A 20,340-nucleotide genomic window follows, 5' to 3' on the forward strand; every position below is an offset into this window, starting at 1 on the left:
TTCAGGTCTTGGTCATATACTTACTCCATAATAAAATTATATAGTAACCCACGTTTCTATAAGCATGACATTTTTGTATAGTTGATAAAATTTTATAAAATTTCATAAACAAAGAAAGTGCCGGTTCACGAGAAACCGGCACTTTGTGCTTAAAACATTATTTCTTTTCTTTAGTAATCTTCTGTAGTTTACCGTTCTTGGCAAAATGATAGGTTTTCTTTCCTATTTTGACTTTTCCGGTCTGCATCACTCCATCCTTGTCAAAGTAGTACTTTGCACCGCCAATCTTCTTAAAACCGGTATAAACCTTACCCTTTGCATCAGTGTAGTACTTCTTACCATCAACCTTGTGGAAGCCTTTATTTGCAAGTCCCTTCTTATCAAAGAAGTATTTCTTGCCCTTGAAGGTTACAAGTCCCTTTGCTACACCGCCTTCCTTAAGAACAAGCTGGTACTTACCCTTATTCTTGCCCTTCTTGATCTTTTTGATTTTTCCTGATACTGAAGGGATTGTCTCCTCTGAGGAATTATCTGCTATTGCAGTATCTTCTGTCCCCTCAACCTTAGGAGTTGTTGTTTCAGTCTGAGTTGTCTGTCCGCTCTCAGATGTTTCGGGCTTGGTTGCAGGCTTGGTTTCAGGCTCTGACTCAGTTTTTGTCTCCGGCCTATCAGCAGGTGTTCCCTCTGAAGGCTTTTCTTCGGAAGGCTTCTCTTCAGAAGGCTTTTCTTCGCCTGAAGGATCCTCTTCTCCTGAAGGATTCTCGTTTTCATTTGAACCTTCCAGGTTTGCTGTTCCTTCATATAAAGCCTTTACTTCCTCTGCGGAAACAGGTCTGTTAAACAGGCTGAAATCATCAACCATGGCAGTTGTGTATTCTCCGCCTCCCCAGTTGGCCTTACCAATCTGTGTTACAGCGTTCTTTCCGAGAATCTGATCAGCTCTTGCCGTTGCAGCTACTGTACTTACGAGTTCACCGTTGACATAGAGTTCCGTGTATTTTTTGTAGAATACTATGGTTACCATCTTCCATTCGTTGTTAAATGCACTGATATCAGCAATATTTGCCTCACTTCTTACACCTCTGTTTTTATATCTCTCAACATGAAGCTTACTATCATTCGACAGCGGGTCTATAACACCTATGTATTTCTCATAATTATTCTTTGGTTCATCCGCTGTTTCTGCCGCATAGAAGAGCCATTGTGTCTCTTTCTTAACCTCAGAATTACTCCAATAGTTTACGCTAAAGGACTTAAGGCCTGAAAGAAGTGATGATCCATCCTCTTTTGTAAGAGTAAGATACTGTTTATCTGCCTTGTTAAGCTTAACAGCCTTTCCATCACCGTGCTCTACCACATCATAGCCATTATTCACTGTGGCTACAGCACCTTTTCCTGCAAAGCCTTTTTCTTCATCATCAAAGGTGAAGTGTGCAATAGCAGCATCTGAAAGCGTTGTATCAAAGGTATCCTCTTCCTCTACTGTATCGATTCCCCATTTTTCAACAGCGGCTCTGTATTCTGCATCAGTAATGCCGATAACTGTTCCATGTCTCATGGTTGAAGGGAAGGAATACTCGGCCTCTGTAAGCTTTGTAAACTCGCCGCTTCCAATATCGTCAGTTACGCTCGGATAATATCCGCCGTGACCATAGTCATCAAGTAGCATGCACCATTTATTCTGATCATTGAACTTGAAAATAGTTCCGCCTTCAACACCGAGTTCATTATTGAGGTAAGGTGATTTAACTCTGATCCACTCTCCTGTAAGAGAAGTAGCTCTTTCAAGGATCTCATATTTTCCCTTTTCAGGATCACCTTCTTCAATAGCAGCGTCGCCTGACTCAGACTTGGAAAGTCTGTAATATACTTTCTGTCCGTTTTCCTCTACTGCTATTACGGATGTATCAATAATACTCTTGTCGACTCCGTTCTTATCCTTTACATGAATCCATACCTCTGGTTCCGAGAAGGTGTAGAAGTCTCTTGTTGTTGCGTACCAAATTTTATGGAAGCCATCAATCATAGACGCCCAGAATACAATGTATTCGCCGGTCTCATCATCATAGAAGGCCTCGGGAGCCCAAGTGCATCCAGCATTATCGGCAGCAACCTCTACCATTCTCTGCTCGCCCCAGTTCACCAGGTCTGTGGACTCCCAGATCATTATGCACTTACTTCCTTCATTCTGTGCTCTGCCCCAGTCACCATTTTTATTGATATTGAGGTCGGTAGCAATCATGTAAAACTTATCGCCCTCAGGTGATCTGATAATGAAAGGATCACGAAGGCCTTTTTCACCCATAGTTGATGTAACAACCGGGTATCCGTCATTCATTGCGCTCCAGTTAAGACCATCATCGCTTCCTGCAAAGTAAATCTGCTCTCCGTCTGCTGTGCCCTCACCTGTGAAGTATGCAAACAGATAATGGGTAAGCTTGTTTTCACCGGCTTTAGCCTTAACAGTAAGCTCAAATGTCTTATTAAAGCTCTCATCCCCAAGGGTAAACGTTGCTGTAAGAGTGACTTTCTCATCCTTATCTGTTCTGTTTACAACACCTTTTTTGATATTTCCGCTATCTTCAGTGGTTACGATTTCAGGAGCAGATGATTTCCAGGTTATTTCGGAACCATTCTTTCCTGTCTCCGGAAGAGTAATATTTCCTCTTACATCCGAAGTATTAGGAATAGTTACATTTGCAGCATCTTCCTTAAGCTGCTCCATAGAAGAACCTACAACCACAGTCATATTAAAGGTCTTCTGATCGTCAGCAAGATCCTGCATTTCAACATCCTCGGTACTTGTGAAAACAGGCTTTCCTTCAGCGTTAAATCTGAGAATTGCCATGTTTGCATTTCTGCAGGGATCATACAAAGGATCTATACCTGCCCAAGCACATTTCTTGTTGTAGCACTCCTCATCACGTGCATGGTAAACAATTACAATGTCACCTGTGTTGTTATCAAAGGTAAAGCTGTTATGTCCGGGCCCGTACTGTCCCTCGAGGTCAGTAGTCTTCAGAACAGCCTTCCTGTTCTTTGTCCAGCTGTCAGGGTTCATAAGATCAGAATCCTCATCTGCTGTAAGAAGTCCCACGCAATATTCAGGTCCTGTTGTAGAGCCTGAAAAAGCAACATATATTTTACCGTCTCTCTTAAGAACTGCAGGTCCCTCATTTATCTTCTGCGCACCATTCATCTCCCAAGGATATTCGGGAGTAGAAATAATAATCGGATCAGATGCAAGCTTCCAGGGCTCATCTGTATTAAGCTCTGCCATAGCAAGCTTTGATACATCGGTCTTATATGCCCAGATAACATAGCTCTTTTCACCTGCAGTGAACATTGTCATATCAAGTGAAAATGTATCAAACGCTCCTTCAAATCCACCATCCTTATTAACAAATCTTCCTTTTTCCTCCCACTTTGCAGGATTAAGCAGATCAGCTGAATCTGTACAGTGAAGTACATAAGGTCTGATTGACCAGTAATCATTGTCACAGCAACCTGAGAAATATACATACCAGTCTGAACCGATCTTATGAAGTTCGGGAGCCCATATATGGTGGCTTAATTCACCGCTCTCATGAGCCTTCCATACCGTAACATCCTCTGCCTCGGAAAGACCTGCAAGAGTTTTACTTCTGCGAAGAGCCACTCTGTCGTAGCCATTTACAGCGTTATAATATGCCGGCCATGAGGAAGTCATATAATAATATCCGTCATCTTCATTATAGATCACATAAGGATCAGCCTTTTCATCTACAACAGGATTGCCATAGTATGAGAGTTTTCCTGTAAGCTTATAGGTTCCTGCCTTGAAGTCCTTGGTATTAAGAACTCTGTTTCCATCCTCGTCATACCATGTAATTACTGCATCATCCTTAACTTCATTGTTATTAAAAGTAAGTGTTGCACCTGTATTTTGAAGAAGTGAATAGTCTTTTCCAAGTTCAACAGATACTTTCTCGGAATATCTGGGTTCTACGGAAGTAACTCTGATTCCAAGATCTTTTTCTTCCTGAACTTCAGCCCTTTCCTTATAGGCAACCTTCTCAACATCTCTGTTCTCATAGAGATCTTCAATTTCTTCTGATGTAAGAGCTCTGTCAAATACTGCAAGATCATCCATGATCATGTCAGAGTACTCGCCGCCGCCCCAGTTAGCCTTACCGATCTGAAGAATACCCTTATTTCCGCCAAAGATATCTTCAAGATCCGCATCGGAAGCCACTTTGCTCTTAAGCTCACCATCAATATAAAGGAGCGTATCGTTTTTATCAGCAACTACAGTCACCATCTTCCAGTCATTAACCTTAGGTGTCTCATTAGTTGCAGGTCTTCCCTGGTTTTCAAGATAGAAACGTTCAACTCTGATTTTGCCATTATTTAACGGATCAGCAATTCCAAGATATTTTTCCTTCTTGGAAACTTGAGTGTCGGAATTAGGTGCCGCATAAAATGCCCAGCTTGTGCCACTTGTAGTCACATCGCTGAAATAATTGATCGTTACGCTGTCAAGTCCCGCAAGAACATTCTTCTTGCCATCAGAACTCTTTACATCAAGCCACTGATTATTACCAAGCTTAATAGCTTTTTTACCTACAGCTGCATCACGAACGAGTTCGTAGCCGCCATTGGAAGTAGCCTTTGCACCTCTTCCGGAGAAGCCCTTCTCCTCACTGTCAAAGGTAAAGTGAAGCACAAGGTTACTGTCGCCCTCTTCAGTAACACCGGGATCCTCTTCGTCTTCGGGTTCTGCAGGCATCTTTTCAAGATAATAATCATAAAGATCTGCTACCTTATCACCTGTCAGAGCGCCATCGTAAACTGAAAGTTCATCGATAAGAATATCGTTATATTCTCCACTACCCCAGTTTGCTTTACCAATCTGAAGAATACCATTCTCAGTGAAAAGATTACTTAATGCTACTTTACTGTCAGTAGTGTTCTTAAGCTCACCGTTGATATACAGGAAAGTATTGTCACTGTCAGCCACAACTGTTACCATCTTCCACTCATTATCGATATTGGGTGTATTGGTGGTAGCAGGTCTTCCTCCGTTGTTGAAATACCTCTCTACATCTACAAGGTTATTATCCTTAGTATCCATTACCGCAAAATATTTTTCATTCGGATACTGCGGTGCATCAGCATTTGGAGCTGCATAGAATACCCAGTGTGTTCCTGTATTATTTCTTGTCTTACTAAAGAAATTAACTGTGATTGTATCGTTACCGGCAAGTACATTTTTGCCGTCAGCACCCTTAACGTTTATCCATTGCTGCTTTGTGCCATCTAGCTTAAGGGCTCCTTCACCGATAAGCTTATCCCCAGTTGATACTGCAAATTCCTCAGTTTCCGTATTAGCTTCATAATAGGTAAGTGTGGCATTTGAAGCTGCATCGCTTATGTTCTCATCAAAGGAGAAATCAAGAATCTTCTTTGCGCTCATATCAGATTCAGGATTAATGTTACCATTTCTTACGCTTACACCATCAATGATATAAGTTGTGATGGAGTTACCTTTAGCTGTTGCTGTGAAGAATTTACCGCTCTTATCAACGCTAATATCATCACTTTCGGAAACGTCAGCCCAGTTCTCACCGTTAGCAAGAGATCCGCTTGTACGGATGGCTGTAACATTTTCTCCTATCGATCTGAACTCAGAGAGATCGAACTTCCATTTCTTATCTGATGCCTTATCATTTGTAGCAACAATTACAAGCTTGTGTCCCTTTGAATCATAAGCAGCAACTGTATTCTTTCCGGAGTCCATAAGTGTATACCCGGGTCTGATATATCTGGAATACTGTCCGAAGGAGTAATATTTCTTTGTAAGAACAACCTTCTGATTGCTGTGATCTGCGATAGCAACACCCCAAAGGCTCTTGCCTGCACTCTCATCATTATTCTCAAGCCACTCTTCAAGGCTCTCTGAATTATCATACTTATTGTAAGCTTCATCATATTTGGAAGCTGTCTCATTAGCAGCAATGTCTTCTTTATCGGAAATATGAGTATCAATAATATCCCATATTATCCATGCTGAAGGCATAAGACCGTTGAGGTCTGTGATAAGCCTCTCGGAGAATCCAAGTGAACTTGACATCTCACCTGCACCGTTTACGGTAAATGCTCCGTCAACCTCACTCATCCATAGATTCTCTCCGCTTTCTTCGGCGAGAGTTCTGAGTCCTTTGCGATTACTTCCGCTATATGTATGTGTATCAATTCTTGTAACAACATTCTTTGCCTCATCAGAGAGTGCCTTATAAGAAGAAATAGCTGTATCGATGCTTGTCTCATCTGATGCTGAAAGGACAATATCAGTAATTCCTTTCTTTTTAAGCTCATTAGCAAAAGCTGTGATAATGCGTGACTGTGACTCGCCAAGGTCAAAGTGACAGCCTTCCTGCTTATCACTGTTCTTCCCCCAGTAATTTGTGTAGGGCTCGTTCATGGGAGTTGCACTCTGGAAAATGATTCCCTCATCTTTCCAATGCTCAACTACGTCTGCCATATATGCAGCAAATGCATTAACACTATCGCTTCGAAGGTTATCCTTATTTGAGTCCTCATTACCTGAAGAGCATCCGCTAACCGTCATGAAATACGGAGGTGAATTCGAAAATGCTTCCGCAATAAATTCATCTGCACCCACCTTAGCAATTGCCGCTTTTAACACATTTATCTGATTTTTATCTGCATCCCAGTCATAATTCCAGGCAAAGCCGCATTCCTCGTCATATCTGGTAAAAGCTGCAGGATCCTCAACATCTTCAATTCTTGTTACATCCTTGCAGTATCCGGGAACAACGGAATCTGATCTCACGATATGATTTGCATGAGCAAAAGGTGTATCAGGATTTGATGACTCATCTATCTTTTCCTCATACTTATCAGCTCCTTCGGGAACTACACCCTCATCTCCGCTTTTAACAATAAGAAGCTTAACAAAATCAAGTGTCCAGTCATTGTTTATTCCACCGATTGTAAGCTTGTTAGAGCCTTCTGTCAGCTTTACATTTTTCATTGTTACTCTGTAAAGCTTTTGATCTCCGCCTGTTGCAATTACATCTTTATTAATCTCGTCCTTGGATACGCTGTAGTACTCAGTAACTACGCCATCCTGCTGTGAATTAAGGGCGGAAATAGTCTCCACTTCCTCCTGCACATCTATGTTTTCCGAAAGTGAATCGGTTTCAGCTTCAGGAATTACATCAGTATCTTCAGCACTTCCGTTATCCCCTGCCGTTTCAACTTCAGCGCCCTCAGAATCCTGTACTGTATCATTTTCTGTTACAGTTGTTTCTTCTACCTGTGCCTTTTCTTCATTTGCCTCAGGAGCTAGCTCTGAAGCTTTATCATTGCCGGGAGCAGTAGTCTCCTCTAAGGAGGTATTCTCTACTTCTTCGGTAGCAGTTTCATTATTACCTGTATTTTCCTCAGCACTATTTTCCGGGGTAACTGAACCTGTTTCAGTACCTGTTTCTTCGGTAGTGTTTGTTATTTCTTCAGCGTTTTCTTTTGAAGGAGAAACTGCTTCTTCGCCAGTCTCCTCAGATATAACTACTGTAGAAACTTCAGCTGTTTCAGCCTCCGCATCGTTATTCTCAGCGGGCACTTCAACCGTCTCGGTGCTTACTGACGCTCTGTCAACTCTGAGCCCTACGCCCCTTCCATTATCACCACTAAGAGTAAACAGCATCTTAACGGTATATTCACCGGTATCAGCAGCATTAAAATTAAATACAAGATTTCCACCCTGCCCCGGCTGCGCATCAAGCTCATTAATCCAGCCTATTCCATTGAATTTGCCAACCTTATCTCCTTTTGCAAATCCAAAATCAGCATCGGAAATCAAATACTTAGAGTTTGCGAATTTACCGTTCTCTTCGCATTTCATGTTGGATCCTGTATAGGGAATCTCTGCTCTGTCTGCGGTCAGAATCTTAGCTTTTTTATTTCTCGGCACTTCCACCTTCTGTCCAAGGTCCTTGGGATCATAGGTATTGTCACCACCGCCCACGTTATAGCGGCCAATGTTAAGTCCAAGTCCCTCATTCTCATCAAAGAAATATGTGGCAGCCTGCTGTGTTAGTTCATCGCTGTAACCGATACGATTCGCCCACCAGCAAAGCGAAGTTCCAAATCCCTGGAACTCACCCAGTCCGTCACCATCAGTATCATTGAAGGTTGATACATCCTTCGTGTCGATTCTGATGGTTTTGTCCACAGAACCCCCGGCTGCTTTTGCCGTAAGACTAGCATCCATTCCCGGCAAAGAACCGAACAGCGTCGCTACCGAAACCGATGCCGATAACAGGGCACTGGCTCCCCTCTTGTAGAAACTCCTTCTCTTCATTTTTATCCTCCCTTTTACTTCCGGACATTTGCCTGTGTCCGGCTATATTTTGCAGCTCCCTACAACTGCTTTGGTTCATAGTAAAGTGTATAGGTAAAATTTTATTTCATTTTTTACTTGTGAACAATGCGTGATTTTTACTGAATTTTTACTTTAAATTTTATCTATAATTCCAATAACGTTTAAGTGCGCAAAAAAACAGCATGTCAAGCAAAAAAATTGCCCACATGCCGTTATTGTTATTACAAAAATATCAAATTTTCCTTACACTCTCCCGCTCTGAAAGCCCTGTAGGTACCAAAACCCTTATAGGCATCATAGTTTCATCAAGAAACAGTTGTTTAAGTGTATTTATTGCAACCTTAGCCATCTCATCCATATAGATATGAATGCCGGAAAGCTGCGGCTGAGTATAAGTAGCAAGTACAGTATCATTAAAGCCAAGTACGCTGGCATCCTCCGGGACCTGAATACCTGACTGTATAAGTCCTCTCATAGCATTAAGAGCCGCTGTCTCATTAAAGGCAAAATAAGCCGTAGGTCTTTTGTCTTTCTTGCCAGCCTTCTTATCGGCTACAAATTCCCTGATTTTATCCGCAGCATCCTTACCGGAAGAATTTGTCTCGATATAGATTGCTTCAAAAGCATCACCATATCTTTTTGCAAAATCCTTAAAGATTCTTCTCCTCATCTCTGGCGCTGCATTCCCTGTAGAATCCGGCGTCTGGCTCGGCCCAACAAAAGCAATCTTTCTATGCCCCATCTTAAGCAGATATTTTAATCCCTGAACTACGCCAGTCTCATAATTAGCCTGAACGGAACAGAATCTGACTGCATCCGGTGAAGAATCCAGGAATACTACACGTTTTGTCAGCTTAGCCATGGCATCCACTTTTCTCTTGGAAAACTGGCCGATAGCCACAATACCGTCAACGTCCTGTCCAACATTCTTGTAGGATTCAGTTTCTTCATCAAACTGCATGGTTACAGTCTCAAAGCCATTATCCATGCACATTCTCTCGACATTGCTCTTCAAATACATGTAATATGTATCATCTAGCAATTCTCCGATACTATGCATCTCAACTATGCCGATTCTCTTGGTTCCAAGATCCGTCGATCGTCTTCTGTAAACTCCGTTATCAACAGATATACCGGTCTGCTTCTTGGCATTTTTTGTTTTATAATTGAGTTTTTCGGCAGTGTCGAATATTATTTCTCTGGTACTTTGCGGAACATTTAATGTCTCATCCCTATTGAGCACTCTGGAAATAGTGGCAACCGAAAAGCCGCATTCATTTGCAATTTCTTTTAATGTGGACATAGCAATTTCCTTTTCCGTGAATAAGCAAACTTTTTACTAAATTTTACCATTTTTACTATCTCGCGTCACGCAAAAATATGTATTTTGGTTTTATGCATATTTTACAATATTATACATGCAAAAAGGCCCTTCTCCTTTTTGGGAGAAAGGCCTTCTCTTGATATATTTCCTTTAGGGAGGGAAACATATATCCGTTTTCTTAGTTCTGTATGCTGTAGCGGATGGAATCACCAATCTGACCATCACCAAGAATACCGAACTCTGTGCTCTGTCCGCTTGAAAGATATGCATTCCAGCCAACAGGTGTGATTACATAATAATCACCATCTTCATCGATATTAACATTCCATGCATTACCGATATTGATATCATTCTTGTTGAGCTTAAGTGTCCAAGAATTAACATCGCTGGATGAATTATTGGTAACCTTAAAGCTTACCTGATATCCGCTTCCCCAGCTGTTGATTGAATACTGAAGGTCAAGACCATCTGCTGCAGGTGCCGGAGCAGGCTCTTCCTGTGTAGGTTCTTCCTGTGTGGGCTCCTCTACCGGTTCAGGATCGGGCTGTGCAGGTGTTGGCTGCGGCTCTACTGTCTGAGGATCTTCATTTGGCTGTTCCTCTTCAGTACTGCCCTGCTGACTCTGTCCGTTTCCGCCAACCTTCTCAAACTGCCAAAGCTGGTTTGTTCCGCCGTTATAAGACCACTGACATACATTTGTTCCGTCATCTGTCTTTTTCTTGTAAACATCAAGAACCTTTGTCTCATCAGAGCTCTTTGTGGCAATTGTATAATAGCCATCATTGTCTGTCTGCTTTACAACAAACTTCTGAGCATTTCCGCCGTAGCCCTGATAAATACCAACGTTTGTTCCATCCTCGTTCTCGCCGTTAGCAACATCGAGCATAACACTGCCAAGTGCGCTTGTGAGGTTGATGTATCCGTCATTTGTATTGGTTACATACCACTTCTGACCGTCCACACCGGTGCCGTTGCTTATGCATACATTTACCCATCCGTCAGCTGAATTACCCTCAACTGTAAGATACTTCTGAGACAGATAGTTCTTTACATAATACCAGCCATCTTCGATGTAAGCATCGTCATGAGTATCGCCCTGAGGCTCTTCTACCTGAGGTTCTTCCTGTGCAGGTTCTTCATTCTGAGTATCATCATTCTGAGGGTCATCATTCTGAGGATCATCTGAAGGCTGAGGTGTCGGCAAAGGCTCAGGTATATAGCCTGATGTAGGTGTGCCGAAGGTCTCTGTATAAGCCTGGATTACCTTATCATAAGCGGGCTTCTTGGATGTAGGTGTGCTGAACAGAAGCGGCTTAGCATTATTAATCCATGTAACCTGGTCTGAGAGTCCCCACCATGTAATACTTGTGATCTTACCGCCATTCTTTTTAAGAGAGTTAATATTCTTATAAAGATTGTATACGTAGTTTGAAAGATCATTGTCACCGTTGTTAGTAATATCCATCTCAGTGATCTGTACTTCAAATCCTGCATTAAGGAATGATTTAAGTGCTGAGATATAGAAATCTACAGACGGATAATTTGTGCCAAGGTGAGACTGCATACCTACACCTGAGCACATCTTCTGATCTGAATTGATGTAGTTTACAAGTGTTATGATCTTATCAACTTCCTGATATGTATTGTAATCATTGTAGAACAAGCTTACAGAATCAGTGAGGTTGAAGTAATCAAGTGTCTGATATGCATATGTGAATGCCTTCTTTACATAAGAAGCATTTGTTCTGTTGTTTCCGTAAACAGCTTCCCATCCGGAATTCTGTGCATGCATTACTTCGTTTGCAATATCCCATGCATAAACAACACTACCGTACTCACTAAGATATACATGGTTCATCACAGTCTTCACATACATCTCAAGACGAGCATCCATTGTGGACTGATTCACAAAGCCGGCATTTCCTGAGAAGTTGCTTCTGAAGAACCATGAAGGAGTCTGTGAATGCCATACAAGAGTATGTGCTCTCATTCTAAGACCGTTCTGGTAACAAATCTTCATAACTTCATCAACTGTACTGAAGTTAATCTGCGGTACATAAGATTCTCTGTAATTATCAGGAATGTAATAACCGAGATTCTTAGCGTCAGCAACAGAGATAAGTCGTGCAGATCCGCCAAGAAGCGCATCAGGCTTCATCTCGTTTTCAAGAGTTATGCTGTTGTAATTCTTCTTAATAAGCTCGAGTGTATTAGCATCTCTAAGCTGATAGAGATTGATGCAGGTTCCTGAATAACCGAAGGTCTGACCGTAGGTGTTAAGAAGAGTCAGATCTGAAGGATTCAGAGCCTGTCCCTGATTGCCGCCCTGGTTTCCACCTTGGCTGCCACCCTGGTTACCGCCCTGAGACTGACCTGAACCGGTATCCCATGTAAGGTAATCAAGATAAGCATCCCATGTGCCATCATCTGATGTAATTGTAAGTTCTACAGTAGTAGCTCCTGTAGCATGAGTTACATTCTCAATAGTGTACTCTGCAGGATACTCATCACCATAGTAGAAGGTTCCCTTGGTCTCTCCGCCGATCTTAAGAACAACCTTAGCCATGTTGCTGTTGTTTGAACAGCCGCGAAGTGTAAAGTTATGTGTATCATATGCAAAATACTGATCAAAGCTTACGGTATCGTTGTTGCCATAAAGTGCAACACCGCTGAACGGACTGCTGATAGTGCCTGTATACTGACCGCTCTTAGTCATGTTCTCGCACTCATACTTATTATTGTTTGTCTGAGCAGTCTCATTACCGCCCTGGTTAACGGGCTCTTCTGCACCCTGATTACCGCCCTGGTTTCCACCTGCGGTCTCGCCTGTGCCTGCAGCTCTCCAGTAATCGAATTCAAAGCTTCCGTTGAATACGAAGCAGATGTTCTTTACACCTGATACATTCTTCATTGTACCTGTGAATTCTGTATTTTTGTTGTTTGTATTGGAAAGGTTAATTGTTCCAAGAAGATTGCCGCTGGGGCTGTTCTCTCTAACCTGGATTGTACCGTTTCCTCTGCTGTTAACGCTAACTGTGATGGAGCTAAGTCCCTTAGAGAAATTAACTCCCTTTATCTTTGTGTAATCGCCGTTAGAGATATTATCAACCCATGCAGCGCCCTCTCCGTTTCCGGAAACGCCAACACCACACTGAGTAAAGATTGTCTCAGCCTGTACTGCTGAATAAGGATCAACATATGAAGTCTGAGATACACCGCTCATTGTAGGTGTAAGTGAGCTTATCTTACCATTTTTAACACTGAGCTTATCAATCTGTGTTGTTCTGTAGCCAAGGCTCTTTCCGATAACCTTAGACTCAACAGATCTTGTGTGATAAGCAAGATAATACTGACCGCCAAACTCAAAAATCTGGTGGTGATTATTACCTGTAGAACCATTGAAGAATACGCCGGGATTCTTCATTACTTCGCCCTGATAGGTAAAAGGTCCCATAGGGCTGTTACTTGTCATATACTCAATAGCTGCATTGTTGAAGCCGCCTGAGCAGTTCCAGTTTGAGCAGTATGAGTAGTAATATGTATTTCCGATCTTATTAATTCCTGAATCCTCAAAGAGGTAAGGCGCATCAATTGTTGCAGCTGAGCCTGAAACGCTGGTCATGTCTGCACCAAGCTTGATTACCCTTGCTGTCTTGGGATGTGCATACTGATTGTTCGGTATGCCGCCACCAAAATAAAGGTAACCTGTTCCGTCGGAATCAACTAAAACAGCAGGATCAAACATCCATGTAACGCCGCTGCAGCCGGGTGTAGCACCTGTAATAAGTGCCTTTCCGATAGGATCCTTCCAGGGTCCTGTCGGGCTGTCAGCAGTCAATACGCCGATGCCGCTTCCATTATTTGCAAAATAAAGGAAGAATTTGTCTTTACCGTTAATTTTCTTACATGCAATACAAGGAGCCCATGAGTTTTTAGCCCACTTTGCTGCTCCGCTTGAACCGGCAATCTTGAAACTGCCGTGATCTGTCCAGTTAACCAGATCCTTTGATGAATAACAATTTAAAGTATCAATCTTAGCATAGGTATTCTCGTTGTTGCCAGCGAGTTCCTGTGAGTCATTGGTTGCATAGATGAAAACTTCATCATTGTAAACCAACACTCCGGGATCTGCGCCGTAGTTCTGAGTAACTACAGGGTTATTCTCATTATCCCCTTTAACATAAGTTACTCCCACTACTTCGGCAGCTAACGAATTTGTTGCATTTCCTATGATAAGCCCCCCAACCATCATAAGAGACAATAAAAACGTTAAGTGCTTTTTCATTGCTTCCCCTTTCTTATGTGTTTTTTATGCTCGAGCAAAATCATTTTAGCAATAATTGATAGTAGTCACTTATCAATTATTGCACTTTGGTAAGCACTTATTGCGAGAACGCAAGATTTTTTTGTACATTTTTAATAAATAATTCCTGTTTGTATTTTTATTATGTAGTCAATAATCACAATCTAAAAATATGCACAAAAACAGCTCCGGGATATTATTCCCAGAGCTGCCAGTTTCCTTTGTCTATTTCAGTTTTCAATATTTGCTATAAAGCAGATTTAACATTTTATACCTGAACAAACGCAGGTGTATCAGCCGGAGCATCAAGAAGCTTCTTGAGTTCATCATCAACCTTGAGAAGAGTGATCGAGAAGCCTTCCATATCAAGAGAAGTCATGTAGTTTCCTACAAGAGTCTTGTGAATCTTGATTCCTTTTCCATCAAGCACTTCACTAACATGCTTGTTCGCAACAAAGAGCTCCATAAGTGGAGTTCCGCCCATTCCGTTAACCATAACAGCAACTTCATCACCCGAATTATAGATTCCTTCAGCAAAAATCTTATCAAGAAGCTTGTCTGCTATCTCATTAACAGTGCTTATCTTCTCACGGTTTACGCCGGGTTCACCGTGAATTCCGATTCCGATCTCAATCTCATCCTCTGCAAGATCAAAGCTGGGCTTCCCTGCTGCAGGAACTGTGCAGGCATCAATAGCCATACCCATTGATCTTACATTCTCTATTACCTTCTCAGCTATGCGCTTAACCTCTGCAAGATCTCCGCCTGCCTCAGCACATGCGCCCGCAATCTTATGTACAAAAATTGTTCCTGCTATTCCGCGTCTTCCTGTTGTCCATGTACTGTTTTCAACAGCTACGTCATCTGCGGTAATAACCTGATCAACTTCAATACCTTCGTCGCGAGCCATATCTGCAGCCATCTCGAAGTTCATAACGTCGCCGGTATAATTCTTTATTACAAGAAGAACACCCTTTCCGCCATCGGCTGCCTTGATAGCTTCAAATACCTGGTCAGGTGTGGGAGATGTGAAAACAGCACCGGCAATTGCCCCATCGAGCATTCCTTTTCCGACATAACCGCCGTGTGCAGGCTCATGTCCGCTTCCTCCTCCGGACACAAGTGCAACCTTACCCTTGGATCCGCCTGCTCTTACTAGAACATCGAATCCGTCAAGACGCTTAACATAGTTTGGGTATGCCGCAACCATACCTTCGAGCATCTCGTCAACAATATTGTCGACCCCATTAATAAGTTTTTTCATTGCTACCCTCCTTTTTATTTTAAGGCCAATGCCTTATCAATCTCCCAATACCTTGTTTACCTCGCGGGTTTGCTCCGCTGCGGCAACAACCTGCTCCATTGTGCTTCCAATTGCTGCGGTTACCGCTGCCGCAATCGCACCCTCCACAATGGGAGCATCAGCGAGCTTCACTTTTATATCTTCATCCTCAAGAAGCTCAATTGCCGTCTCTGCGCTCATAACCCCGCTTCCGAGATCGGCAAGCAAAACTACACCATCACCGTCATTAGCCTGCTTTACAGCCTCTGAGATACGAACCGCATCGGTTCCGATACTTTTGTCCTCAAGACCACCCGCGCATATAATCCCCTTGTGCGTAGGTGCAACCTGATCTGTGAGATCCTTAATGCCTTCCGCTATTTTCCAGCTGTGTGATACCAATACGAGTCCTACCATGTTTTTTACCTCCATCCCCCTCATCCGTCTGCTTCGCAGACACCTGTCTTCGCTCCGCTTCGGTCCGCGCTGAACCGACGTCCCCTGGACGTCGAGCGCCCCCAAGGGGAAGGCATAATTATTTACATCAAATAAAATCACGAATCACTTCAAGTGTCATGGTGGCAGAGGTAGCGCCGGGATCCTGGTGTCCTATGCTTCTGTCACCAAGGTAGCTGGCTCTTCCTTTGGTCGCAGCGATTGTCTTGGTAAATTCGATTCCTTCATTTGCAGCCTTGCATGCAGCATCGAGGGCTGATTTTATATCCGCTCCGCCCTCAAGAGCACTCGCGTATGCATCTCTTGCAGGAATAAGCGCATCAAGCATAGTCTTTTCACCCTTTTCTGCCTTACCTCTCTTTTGAATGCCCGCAATAGCGGCATCAAGTCCCGCAAGAAAATCTTCTGCGGTAACTTCATTCTTACCCGCAAATACCTTTGCGGCCTCCATATAAGCTGTGCCATAAAGAGGACCGGATGCTCCGCCTACTGTTGAAAGCAGCGTCATTCCGGTCTTTTTCAGGACTGCACCTATGTCAGGATCATCCTGAGCGACCTTCTCTATTACTCCCTGAAAGCCTCTCGCCATGTTCACACCATGGTCAGCATCTCCGATTTCTCTGTCGAGATCTGTAAGGAAATCCTTATTTTCGATTATCTTTTCCCCAATACTTTTAAGACATTCGTACACTCTTGTTGCCATATCCAATTCCCCTCCCATGCATTAATTTATGTAACCCTTATGTAGTATATTATAACAAACTGTTTTTATTTTTCCATACATTTATTGTTGATTTTACACAAATTAAAAGAGAGCCGGGAAAGGCTCTCTTCTATTTCTGTTTTCTGTAAACCGGTCTCATATCCTTGAGTTCGTCGTAAATTATCCTGTAATTGTCGTAGCGAACTTTTGAGATTTTCCCTTCTTCAAGGGCCTTTTTCACACCGCAGTCGGGTTCTGCAATATGGCTGCAGCCGCCGAATCTGCACTCGGGTTCATAGGGTTCAAATTCCGGATAGTACGCCTGAAGTTCCTCAGCAGTGATATCTTTTAATGTAAGGGATGTGAATCCCGGTGTGTCAAAAATGTAGGTTTTTTCATTTTCATCAGAAAGAGCTGATATAAAAAACATTTCTGAATGTCTGGTCGTATTTCTTCCGCGCTCTATCTTGCGGCTAAGCTCACCCGTCTCCATATCAGCATCCGGATGAAGTCTGTTTAAAAGTGAGGATTTTCCTACACCGCTTGGTCCTGCCACCACAGAGGTTTTTCCTCTCAGCTTTTCACATAGCGCGTCAATTCCTTTACCCTCATGAACGCTTATAAACAAAACCTCATAACCGCACTTTTCATAGGTATCACGAAGTTCCTGTTGTTCCTCTTCTGAAGCTATATCCTGCTTATTAAAACAAATTACTACAGGTAAGTCGTTCCTACGCATTTGGATAAGGAATTTGTCAAGAATGTTATAGTTCGGATCCGGCTTTACAATTGCAAACAGAACAACCGCCTGGTCGACATTGGCAACCGGCGGTCTTATAAGCTCATTTCTTCGAGGCAATATCTTAGCGATATTGCCAACAAAGTTTTCCTCATCTATTATTTCTATTTCAACATCATCTCCGACGAGAGGCTTTACACCGTCTTTTCTGAAAATACCTTTTGCTTTGCATTCATAGACAAAATCGCTTCCGATATTGACATAATAAAATCCGGCTATTCCCTTAACAATCCTTCCCTTCATCAATTCTCCTGTGTAAATGTAACAGCTCTTGTTACTGTGCACTCCTCTGTACGTCCTTCGATAACATTGCCGTTCTCATCGGTAGTTGCGGGACTTGTAGCTGTATAAGTAAAGGTAATTACACCGGTAGCAGATGTCAATCCCGTGCGAACCACTCCGGTGATAGGGAACGAAGCTGTCGTAGTATCAAGAAGTGATGTTCCGTCTGCAGTCACAAAAGATACATGAACAAAAACTCCGTCTGTATAATTCTGTCCCTCTGTAGGAGCCGCAATATCTCCCGAATAGCTATAGGAAATACTGGTAGGCCCTATAGATTTCTCAATGTCGATAGAAGTTCCAGGATCAACCATTGTTCCAACCGGCTTACTCTGGGCAGTTACAACATCAACTCCGTAAGTATCATTATTCACATCAACGACTCTTCCCTGTGCAAGACCTGCTTCCGAAAGTGTCGCAATTGCTTCGTCGATAGATAATCCCACAAGATTGGGAACAGCAATCTGAGATGTAGAAGCTTCTGTCGAAGCAACATCTGATGCGTTTGAAGCGCTGTCCTCTGTCTGCGACTGTGACGCCTGATTGGATGCCTCAGCACCCTTTCCGGTACTTACTGTTATTTTCACAACAGAACCGCTCTCAGCATAGGAATTTGCTTCAGGTGACTGCGATACAACAGTATTTTTTGCAAGCGCGCTTGTATCATCATCAACCTTTTCATATTTAAAATTCTTATCTTTCAATGTTGTTATAGCTTCAACATAGGATAGCCCTGTAACGTTCGGAATCTGTATTCCATCGCCGGTATTGGATTCTCCGCTTATGGCCTCAGTTTGAAGTCCTCCAGACTCTTCTCCACCGAGAATACCCATACTCCTTCCAACCAGGATTATTACAATTATTCCAACAAGAACCGCACCTATAATAGCAAGGGCAATTGTAAGTTTCTCGATTCTCTCACTGTCACCATAGCCTCTTCTGCCGTAAAGTTCCTCATCATCGTCATAGTCACTGTCACGGCGTCCGGAATAGTCCTGATCGCGTCTCTTTTGATTCTCATATTCACGCATAACGTCGGCATTGAGTCTCATCTGCTCGGTATCTGTCATACCGTTTATACTCTTTGCTTCGGCTTCTGTCGCAACTCTTGTAGCACTCTCCTCATCAGGGTCTACAAGATTAACAAAATCTTCATCCGGAGTGATAAGTGATCTCTTGAGATCAGTAATAAGCTCTGCTGCGCTCTGATATCTCCTGTCAGGGCTCTTCTGGCAGCACTTCATTACAATCTTCTCAACGCTTATCGGAATCTCATCACTAAACTCAGCAGGTGAAGGCAAATCCTCCTGTATATGCTTAATCGCAATGGCAACAGTTGTGTCTCCGTTAAAAGGGAGTCTGCCTGTGAGCATCTCAAATAAGGTTATACCGAGTGAATAAACATCACTCTTGGCATCTGAATAGCCGCCCCTTGCCTGCTCGGGAGAAGTATAGTGAACAGATCCCATAACATTAGAGGTAATAGTGTTACTCGTTGCTGCCTTCGCAATTCCAAAGTCAGTTACCTTAACCTTACCTTCCTTGGAAATGATAATGTTCTGAGGCTTAATATCACGGTGAATAATATGATTGTTGTGCGCAGCCTCAAGTCCCATTGCAACCTGGATTGCAATACTTACCGCCTCTTTTACAGACAGCCTGGATTTTTTCTCAATATATCTCTTGAGTGTGATGCCATCCACAAGTTCCATAACTATATAGTGGATGCCATTCTCATCACCAACATCATAAACATTTACAATGTTGGGATGCATCAATCCGGCTGCAGCCTGAGCCTCAACACGGAATTTTGAAACAAAATTATCATTCTCCGAAAATTCCTGCTTAAGGACCTTAACAGCCACAGGTCTGTTTAATTTATGATCTTTTGCTCTGTAAACATCGGACATGCCGCCGGTCCCGATTTTTTCAAGGATCTCGTACCTGTCTCCGATCATCATTCCTATCTTAATCATTCAGCTCCTCCGTCAGCAAAAGGCTCAATCAGAATAACAGCGATATTGTCCTTACCGCCATGCTGGTTTGCCATATCCACTAACTTCTGTGCCTTCTCTATAATATCTCTCTGACCGCTCACGATCATGCGGATTTCCTGATCCTCGAGCATATTTGTCAGCCCGTCGGAACACATGAGCACGATATCCCCTTTCTCGAGCTCAACATTAAAAAAGTCCACATCAACAGTATCATCAGCCCCAATAGCACGGGTGATGATATTCTTCTCTTTGTGTGTGCGCGCCTCTTCGGGATCAAGTCCGCCTGCGCGTACCATCTCCTGAACAAGTGAATGATCTCTGGTTATCTGTCTGATGTCGTCTCCGATAACATACAGTCTGCTGTCCCCCACATTAGCAACCTGCAGATATCTGCCCATGACAGTTGCAGCCACAACGGTTGTCCCCATCCCATAGAGCTGCTCGTCTTCTGCGGCTTTAGCCCGAAGCTTTTGATTTGCTTTTTTAATGGCATTTTCCAGAATACGCACAGGGTTCTGCTCAAAGGATTTCTCGATCTCCTCAACCATGGTATTAACCGTGAACTTTGATGCGTAATCTCCCGCGTTATGTCCGCCCATTCCATCGGCAACAATAAACACATTTGACAGATTTCCAATACGTCTGTCGGAGGAAAATACATAATCCTGATTCAGTTTTCGTTTCTGACCTACGTCAGTTATGGAAAAAGTTTTAAGCAAGGATGCCTCCGATTTTTCAATAATTTGAGTAATTATTCTTTAGTAATTTTTGGCATAAGTATTCTCACAATTCCGTAAAAAAACGC

Annotated in this window: 9 protein-coding genes; all 9 read right to left on the reverse strand. The window is 42.8% G+C overall.

Features of this window, described 5'->3' with window-relative positions; all coding sequences use genetic code 11:
• Positions 1-157 precede the first annotated feature (157 nt).
• On the reverse strand, positions 158-8,368 hold the full coding sequence (locus BLR42_RS23495) for a family 43 glycosylhydrolase (RefSeq protein WP_242879209.1): 8,211 nt from the start codon (positions 8,366-8,368) through the stop codon (positions 158-160).
• Between the two features lie 253 nt (positions 8,369-8,621).
• Positions 8,622-9,692: a LacI family DNA-binding transcriptional regulator gene (locus BLR42_RS05425; protein ID WP_091867255.1), complete on the reverse strand. Its 1,071-nt coding sequence runs from the start codon at positions 9,690-9,692 to the stop codon at positions 8,622-8,624.
• A 199-nt stretch (positions 9,693-9,891) separates the two neighbouring features.
• Positions 9,892-13,998 (reverse strand): endo-1,4-beta-xylanase, encoded by a 4,107-nt coding sequence (locus BLR42_RS23500; RefSeq protein ID WP_242879210.1) that lies wholly within the window; start codon positions 13,996-13,998, stop codon positions 9,892-9,894.
• Positions 13,999-14,284: 286 nt separating this feature from the next.
• Complete coding sequence (gene dhaK / locus BLR42_RS05440) at positions 14,285-15,280, reverse strand: dihydroxyacetone kinase subunit DhaK (RefSeq protein ID WP_091867257.1); 996 nt, start codon at positions 15,278-15,280, stop codon at positions 14,285-14,287.
• A 36-nt stretch (positions 15,281-15,316) separates the two neighbouring features.
• Complete coding sequence (dhaM, locus tag BLR42_RS05445; protein ID WP_091867259.1) at positions 15,317-15,715, reverse strand: dihydroxyacetone kinase phosphoryl donor subunit DhaM; 399 nt, start codon at positions 15,713-15,715, stop codon at positions 15,317-15,319.
• Between the two features lie 127 nt (positions 15,716-15,842).
• Complete coding sequence (gene dhaL / locus BLR42_RS05450) at positions 15,843-16,457, reverse strand: dihydroxyacetone kinase subunit DhaL (protein WP_026497652.1); 615 nt, start codon at positions 16,455-16,457, stop codon at positions 15,843-15,845.
• Positions 16,458-16,587: 130 nt separating this feature from the next.
• On the reverse strand, positions 16,588-17,499 hold the full coding sequence (gene rsgA, locus BLR42_RS05455; RefSeq protein ID WP_091867261.1) for a ribosome small subunit-dependent GTPase A: 912 nt from the start codon (positions 17,497-17,499) through the stop codon (positions 16,588-16,590).
• A complete protein-coding gene (gene pknB / locus BLR42_RS05460; RefSeq protein WP_091867263.1) occupies positions 17,499-19,514 on the reverse strand; it encodes a Stk1 family PASTA domain-containing Ser/Thr kinase in 2,016 nt (671 codons plus the stop codon). Before pknB ends, rsgA begins: the two co-directional genes overlap by 1 nt.
• Positions 19,511-20,254 carry a Stp1/IreP family PP2C-type Ser/Thr phosphatase gene (locus tag BLR42_RS05465; protein WP_091867265.1) on the reverse strand — a complete coding sequence of 248 codons (744 nt, stop codon included), beginning with the start codon at positions 20,252-20,254 and terminating at the stop codon, positions 19,511-19,513. The genes pknB and BLR42_RS05465 overlap by 4 nt, the downstream gene beginning before the upstream one ends.
• Positions 20,255-20,340 lie beyond the last annotated feature (86 nt).

Origin of the sequence: Butyrivibrio sp. INlla16, assembly GCF_900104155.1 — a bacterium.
GTDB lineage: Bacteria > Bacillota > Clostridia > Lachnospirales > Lachnospiraceae > Butyrivibrio.

Coding starts and splice junctions, on each gene's coding strand:
- pknB (WP_091867263.1), bottom strand. CDS start 19,514: ATGATTAAGATAGGAATGATGATCGGAGACAGGTACGAGATCCTTGAA.
- dhaM (WP_091867259.1), bottom strand. CDS start 15,715: ATGGTAGGACTCGTATTGGTATCACACAGCTGGAAAATAGCGGAAGGC.
- dhaL (WP_026497652.1), bottom strand. CDS start 16,457: ATGGCAACAAGAGTGTACGAATGTCTTAAAAGTATTGGGGAAAAGATA.
- BLR42_RS23495 (WP_242879209.1), bottom strand. CDS start 8,368: ATGAAGAGAAGGAGTTTCTACAAGAGGGGAGCCAGTGCCCTGTTATCG.
- BLR42_RS05425 (WP_091867255.1), bottom strand. CDS start 9,692: ATGTCCACATTAAAAGAAATTGCAAATGAATGCGGCTTTTCGGTTGCC.
- BLR42_RS23500 (WP_242879210.1), bottom strand. CDS start 13,998: ATGAAAAAGCACTTAACGTTTTTATTGTCTCTTATGATGGTTGGGGGG.
- dhaK (WP_091867257.1), bottom strand. CDS start 15,280: ATGAAAAAACTTATTAATGGGGTCGACAATATTGTTGACGAGATGCTC.
- rsgA (WP_091867261.1), bottom strand. CDS start 17,499: ATGAAGGGAAGGATTGTTAAGGGAATAGCCGGATTTTATTATGTCAAT.